Annotated in this window: 8 protein-coding genes; 1 reads left to right on the top strand and 7 read right to left on the bottom strand. The window is 69.6% G+C overall.

Going from position 1 to position 6,311, the window contains the following annotated elements; translation table 11 throughout:
• Window positions 1-158: 158 nt before the first annotated feature.
• From ACWC9T_RS28120 to ACWC9T_RS28095, 6 genes are all read right to left on the bottom strand, one after another.
• Window positions 159-383 carry a hypothetical protein gene (locus ACWC9T_RS28120; protein WP_449808051.1) on the bottom strand — a complete coding sequence of 75 codons (225 nt, stop codon included), beginning with the start codon at window positions 381-383 and terminating at the stop codon, window positions 159-161.
• 84 nt (window positions 384-467) lie between these two features.
• The gene (locus ACWC9T_RS28115) at window positions 468-1,487 is read right to left on the bottom strand and encodes a DUF2637 domain-containing protein (RefSeq protein ID WP_449808050.1); all 1,020 of its coding nucleotides are present in this window, start codon (window positions 1,485-1,487) and stop codon (window positions 468-470) included.
• Window positions 1,484-2,059 (bottom strand): WhiB family transcriptional regulator, encoded by a 576-nt coding sequence (locus tag ACWC9T_RS28110; RefSeq protein WP_449808049.1) that lies wholly within the window; start codon window positions 2,057-2,059, stop codon window positions 1,484-1,486. Before ACWC9T_RS28110 ends, ACWC9T_RS28115 begins: the two co-directional genes overlap by 4 nt.
• 109 nt (window positions 2,060-2,168) lie before the next feature.
• Window positions 2,169-2,876, bottom strand: a complete 708-nt coding sequence (locus tag ACWC9T_RS28105) for an ATP-binding protein (protein WP_449808048.1) — start codon at window positions 2,874-2,876, stop codon at window positions 2,169-2,171.
• Complete coding sequence (locus tag ACWC9T_RS28100) at window positions 2,876-3,913, bottom strand: hypothetical protein (protein WP_449808047.1); 1,038 nt, start codon at window positions 3,911-3,913, stop codon at window positions 2,876-2,878. The genes ACWC9T_RS28105 and ACWC9T_RS28100 overlap by 1 nt, the downstream gene beginning before the upstream one ends.
• A 1-nt stretch (window position 3,914) precedes the next feature.
• On the bottom strand, window positions 3,915-4,070 hold the full coding sequence (locus ACWC9T_RS28095) for a hypothetical protein (RefSeq protein WP_449808046.1): 156 nt from the start codon (window positions 4,068-4,070) through the stop codon (window positions 3,915-3,917).
• Between the two features lie 579 nt (window positions 4,071-4,649).
• Here ACWC9T_RS28095 and ACWC9T_RS28090 point away from each other — a divergent pair.
• A complete protein-coding gene (locus tag ACWC9T_RS28090; protein WP_449808045.1) occupies window positions 4,650-5,093 on the top strand; it encodes a Secondary metabolite protein in 444 nt (147 codons plus the stop codon).
• A 4-nt stretch (window positions 5,094-5,097) separates the two neighbouring features.
• On the opposite strand, the gene ACWC9T_RS28085 is transcribed toward ACWC9T_RS28090, so the two are convergent.
• Window positions 5,098-5,922 carry an MmyB family transcriptional regulator gene (locus ACWC9T_RS28085; RefSeq protein WP_449808044.1) on the bottom strand — a complete coding sequence of 275 codons (825 nt, stop codon included), beginning with the start codon at window positions 5,920-5,922 and terminating at the stop codon, window positions 5,098-5,100.
• Window positions 5,923-6,311 lie beyond the last annotated feature (389 nt).

Here is a 6,311-nt window from a genome sequence, read left to right as displayed (position 1 = left end):
GTCGGCAGGCACCCCTGGGCCTGCCGACGACCGGGGAGCCTCCGCCCCCTTCGGGGCGGGGGTGGGGTAAGGACTCCTTACCCCACAACTTGCTCCGCCAGGAGCCTGATCACGGTCACGCTCCGGTCCCGCCGTGGTGCCGTCCTGGCCGGGCGCGGTCACCGGCTGGCCTCGGTGTCGCGCTGGCGGATCTCGCGGACGAGGTCCTCGACGAAGTCGAGGGCGAGGACGGGGTGGTGGAGGGTCCATGGGCGGGAGTGCCGGCCACGCTGGACGCTGCGGGTGCCGTCCGGGCCGGTTTCGACGCGGTGGAGGTGGCCGCGCTGGTGCAGGACGGCGAGCCAGGAGTCCGCCTCGGCCCAGGTGGCGGGGGTGGTGCGCATGCGGGGGTGCTCCCGTTCGGTGGTGGTTCGGGTGGGTGACCGGCCGGGGTGACCGTGTCGGTCACCCCGGCGGTCGGGTGGAGGTCAGTCCTGGTCTGCGGTGACCGGCTGACCGTGCTGGGCGCGGAGCTGGGCCATCAGCTGGGTCAGGGTGTCGCTGGACAGGGGGATCTGCTGACCGCGGATCGCCTCGGCGACCACCTTGCGGGTCAGCTTGTCCTCCTCCCTGACCGCCTGCCGGGCGATCTTCAGCAGGTCCTCGGTGTCCAGGTCAGTGCGGCGGTCACTGTCCCGGTCAGTGACCGGCGGAGCGGTGACCGGGGTCTTGACCGGCTGACCGGTGGCCTCGGTGCGGCTGACCGGCGGGGCGGTGACCGGCGGCTTGACCGGCGGCCGGTCGGTGACCGGCCGGTCGGCGGCCGGGTGACCGCCCAGGTCAGAGGGCTTGTGCAGGCTGACCGCGCTGACCCGGGTCAGCTGCGGCTGCGGCGTCGGTACGGTGACCGGGCTGCTGACCGGCTGACCGGAGGCGGGGTGACCCGCGCTGTCCTGACCGGCGGTCAGCGCCGCCGGACGCTCGGTCAGTGCGACCTCCTCGGTGGTGACCTGACCGGGGTCAGCCTCGGCCGGTCGGCCGCCGTGACCGTCCCGGTCAGTGGGGCTGACCGGTCCTCGGGCGATGAGGATGTAGAGGTGGACGGCGCCGGCCAGGGCGAGCGGGGCGATGGTGGACAGCACCGCGACCACCGTGTCGCCCAGCCGAAGGCCCATGGTGGTGTTCTGCTCGTTCAGTCGGACGGCGTGCAGGGCGTTGGCCCACAGGCTCGTCCCGGTGGCCGCGCCGAAGAGCGTCCACACGTAGGCGCGGGCCCTCAGCGGTGCGGTGCGCAGGACCAGCAGGGCGCGTACCCCGTAGGCGATGAACCCGTCGACGATGATCGGGAAGAGGTAGGTGAGGAAGCCCCTCACGTGGATGGCGATGGCCATCTGCTGCAGCGCGTCGTAGGAGAGCGCGCAGCCTGCTGCGCCGAGGGCGATTACGACGGCCCGGTCCCAGCCGGTGACGTGGGCGGCGGCCGGGGCGGTCACGGTGGTGGTGCTCATGCGGCCGTCCCGAAGTCGTCGCGGGTCAGCTGCTCGATGCTGGTATCGCCGTGGTCGACCGAGGCGGCGCGGGCGGCCTCTTCGGCGATCTGCCGGTGGCGGATCGCGCGGCGGGTTTCGCGGTACAGCTTGAGGGCGTGCTCGGGGGAGATTTTGAGGAGCCAGGCGAGGCGTTCGACGGGGACGTCCTGACGGTACCCGGCGAGGACGACCGCGCGGCGCTCGGCCTTGGTGAGGTGGATGTCGCGTCCGGCGAGGGTGGCGTTGACGCGGCTGTAGTCGAGGCGGTGGGCCAGCCTGGTGTGCAGGGGTTCGCGTTCCTCCTCGGTGAGGCCGCCCCGGATGCCGTGGGTGTCGCCCGTCTCCAGGGCAGCGTCCAGGCAGGTGCGGGCGACGGGGCACTGGGCGCACAGGGCCTTGGCGATGGCGATCTTGTCGGCTTCCTCCGGGCCGGGGAAGAAGGTCTCCGGGTCGACGGGGTTGTACTCGGTCGGGGTGCAGACGGCCTGGTCCTGCCAGGTGTGGTCACCGAGCGAGCGGTGGCGGACAGGGCCGGTCGTGGTGGTGGTCATGCGGGGTTGCTCCGATCGCTCTCCGCGCGCGGGCGGCGTCGGCGGAGAGGTGCGCTGGGTCGGTGAAGGTTGGGCGGCTCGCCGTGGGCGGCCAGGCGCGCGGCAGCGGTCAGGCCGCGCGCTGGAGGCGTCTGTGGTCGACCGGCTCGAAGGCGACCCGGGTGGTCATCTGAGCGAGCCGGGAGGTGACGCGGTCACCGAGGCAGGTACGGAGGTCCTTGATCGGCAGGTTGCTGGTGATCAAGGTCGGGAGCATGTGGTTGTAGCGGCGGTTGATCAGCCGGTAGGTCTGCTCTTCGACGAACTCGCTCGACTTCGCGGCGCCGAGGTCGTCGAGGATCAGCAGCGGCACCCGGCTGTAGGTGGCCAGTACCCGCTCGGCATCGGTGTCCGAGGTCGGCCGCAGTTCGGCGTAGAGGTCGGCGGCGGTGGTCGCCCGCCAGCGCACGCCGATGCCGGCCTGTACCAGGGCGCGGACGGCGCCGTACGCCTCGTGGGTCTTGCCCGCGCCTACGACCCCGGCCATCAGCAGGCTCGGGCCGGTGGCGACCTGGCGGCGGGCGCCGAGGCTCGGGGCGACGGCCTGGACGGCGACCTGCCGCACCCAGTCCAGCACCTGCGGGTGCTCGGCGACCGCGTCGCGGTAGCGCGGCGGCAGCCCGGCCGACAGCATCGCCTCCGGCGAGTACGGCTCCGCCTCGTCCGGGAGGGCGTCGACCGCGTGCTGGTCGATGCCCCGTGCGGCGAGGATTCGGGCCATCCGGTCGAGCACCGAGGGGGCGTCGGCGAGGGTCTGCGGGTCGCGGTGGGTACGCATCACAGCTCCTCGGCGTAGGCGGCGACGGCGTCGACCGGGTTGGTCCACGCCTGGTGAGCGGGCACGTTAGGCCGGATTCCCGGCCGCGCCAAACCGGCGCCTCGTGCGTTCATGGCGTCGTTGACCAGGCTCGGCAGCCGGGACGGGTGGCCCTGCATCTCGGCGAAGCGCCGCAGCCCGGCGCGGACGTGCTCGGCGGCGATGCCCTCGTCCAGGAGCTTCTTGGTGACGCGGCCGAGGTGGCCGAGCACGTCGCCCGGCGGGCGCTCGGCGCAGGCGGCCACGTACTCGCCGATCAGCCGGTTCGCCGAGACGGTGTCCGCGTCGGGCGCCTGGCGCCCCGTAGGGAAAGAAGATCCAGGATCCAAGATCCTAGATCCAGGCGCCGAGGGCTCCGGGAGGGTTCGGCGAACCTTCGGGGAGCCCTCGGCGAATATCGCCTGACCTGCGGTTTTCCTCTGCATCGGAGCCGTCGCCGGGTGGGCAGTTGCGTCAGCGCCATCGCCAGAATCAAGGCGAGCGGGCGGTGCCGACGAGGGCTCGGGGAGCTGGTCGAGCCCGGCGAGAGCGTTCGCCGAGGGCTCGGCGAACTCGCCGCGAGCACTCGGGGCTTGCTGGTCAACGGTTCCCGCAGCGTCGACGAGGGCGGCCCGCTGGATGCAGGGGCCCTTGCAGACGCCGCACCGCTCCGGCTCGCAGTGCGGGCACGCGGGCAGCCGGGACAGGCTCGGCTTGTCGATCTTCTGGTGGTTGTGCCAGGTCGGGTAGTGGAAGTACTTGCGGCCGTCGCAGCCGGTGTACCGGCAGATCGCGCCAACGGCGGCGAGCTGACGAAGGTGGTCCTCAACGTCCGCCCGGCTGATCTCGTCGCGCAGCGGCCAGATCAGGCCGTAGATGATCGCGGCTTGGTCGCGGTGCCTGCCATGGTCGTCGGCATGGTTGGTCATGCCGAGGAAGGTGACCATCGCCGGTATGGACACCTCGGCCAGCGTCTCGGAAACCCAGGTCTCCGGCTTGACCGATCGGATGCGAGCCATGTCAGCAGCCCCGACCGGCGAGGGCGAGCTCTGCGGTGTCGAGGTCCAGGGTGTGGGGCAGGCTCCAGTCGGCGTCGGGCCACGTCCGCAGCACCCAGCGGGCGGCGACCTTGGCGGTGACGCGGGTGATGTTGATCGGCTGACCGGCCGTGTCCACTGCGGAGGCATGGGGGTGGGGCCACCGGTGGTTCGGATCAGTCAGGCTGATCCGCAAAGCGGCAGCGCCGGGGATCATGTCGTTGAGCTGGGACGCGAGCCGACGGTGACGCTCTTGATCCGTGTGGGCAGTTCCCCTGGGCGTGGCAGGCATGCGATACTCCGTGGCTCGTAGGAGCGCATGCAGCGGTCTCGTGCAAAGAAGTCCCGCTGCGTGCGTGGTTGTGAATCGGCACCCTTCGGGATGCCGGCCCGGCGCCTGGGAGTTGGTAGCTCCCGGGCGCCGGTCTCATTTCCGCTCAGTTCTGGGTCTGTACAAGGCCCGGTGCGGCTGGGGCCAACCTGCTGCCCCCTCCCGGGCTGCTTGCGGGAGCAGCACCATAGGGGGCACCCGCGCGGCCAGTCCAGAGCGTTTGCTTGGCGCCCCACCAGGGGATTTCCACTGCTGAGCCCGCTTCGGCAGGACCAACGTACACTCCAGTTGCGCCACCGAGTCAACTGCTGTGTCGAGATTTGAGCCTCACGGGGCCGAGACCACACACTGCAGTGGCTACACTGGTCGTGACGACAGGAGGTGGGCATGATCAACGGAGCAGGGCGAACGTTCGCCGACCGGCTAGACAAGCTGTTCCGGGAGGTTCACCCAAAGGGTCGCGGCCCGTACACGTACGCCGAGGTGGCCAACGCCATCAAGGAGGCCGGCGAAGGCGCCATCACCGCCAGCGGCATCCAGCAACTGCGTACCGGTGCACGAAGCAACCCCAAGATGGCCACCATCAAGGCCCTCGCCGACTTCTTCGGCGTGCCCGCCGGCTACTTCTTCGACGATGAGGTGGCCGAGCGCACCGCCGCTGAGATCCAGCTCGTCGCCGCGATGCGGGACCAGCAGATCGCGACGGTCGCCCTTCGGTCCGCCGGCCTTTCCACCGCGAGCCTCAAGATGGTGCACACCGTCATCGAGCAGGCCCGAGTACTGGAAGGGCTCCCGTCCGACGATCTTCCAGGCGTCGACCTGAGCGAATAGCCGCTCAGTCCATGCGCATAAGGATCATGAGTCGCACGGTGGTCCGCCGAAGCGGCGCGAGGACCATCATCCGGACGGCGATCTCCTGCTCGCCGTGATACGGCAGCCGAAGCCGCCGAATGTCGCCGTCCGGATGATGGATCAGCTCCGCATGCTCCCACATCTCCCGCGCCTCCGGGCTGCCTTGGAGAATTTCGCGCGCAACCTGCTGGAGATCCGCCTTTTCAGGATTCTGGAGGCAGGCGTACCGCAGCTGAGCAAGCATCGGGCCGGCCCAGTCCTCTGCCCACCGGACGAGCTGAACGCGCGCCTCTGGGTACAGGAAAGCCCACTTCATGACATTGGGCTCGTAGGGGATCCAGGGAAACCACTCGATTTGGGGCTGGTTGTGCCCAAAGACGTTCCACGCCTCATCCGACAGATAGGCGGGATTGGGCAGTTGGTTATCCAGCAGTTGCTGCATCCCCTCGTCGAGGATCTTGACTGCTTCCGCGTCGACGGCTGGGCGCTGGCGGGGCGGGTGCCCCACAGTCCTCAGATACAGCACCTCGCGCTCCGCCTCGGACAGCCTCAAGGCTAGGGCGAGCCGGTCGAGAAAGTCCGGACTAAAGTTCGCTTGGCGCCCCAGCTCCAGCTCGCGATACCAGCGATCAGTCACGCCGGTGAGCCAGGCAACGTCCATCTGAGACAGCCCCGAGCCGCGCCGGCCCTCACGGACCAGCCCCGGAATTCGTCGAGGATCCACGCGCGCACGCCACGAACGCAGAAGCTCACTCAGAGACTGCGCGGGATCATCATGCAGACCCGACCCGATTCCCGGATTATCCACAGCCGAGAGCTTATTCCTCCGCTCCCGATTTCCAGGCTCCCCTAAAGTCGTGGCGCAACTCACAGATCAACTGACAGTTTGTCAGAGCGTCTGATTTACACTTCGCTCGCTACTCAGCGCATGCGAATGTTTAACGTTCCACCGCCTGCCGCCGCTGGAATGCAACGGGCGTAGACCGCCATGGTTAAGGGTCGACTACGCCCAGCAATCGGCGCGCGGCGCATCTCGCGCGCTCAGGTCGGCGAGGTGATCTGGCGGCGCCTCGTCACGATGCGTAAGCGGAAGCATGATTTCCCGGAAGCGTCACTTCCTCTTAACGCCCGGCATGGTTAGAGCGCAGGTTCGAGTGTCCTCCGGCGCAGAGCCGTGACGGGCTGCCTGCCCCCACC

This window comes from Kitasatospora sp. NPDC001159 (genome assembly GCF_053598235.1).
The sequence above is the reverse complement of the archived record's forward strand: the minus strand, read 5'-3'. Positions and strand labels throughout refer to the sequence as shown.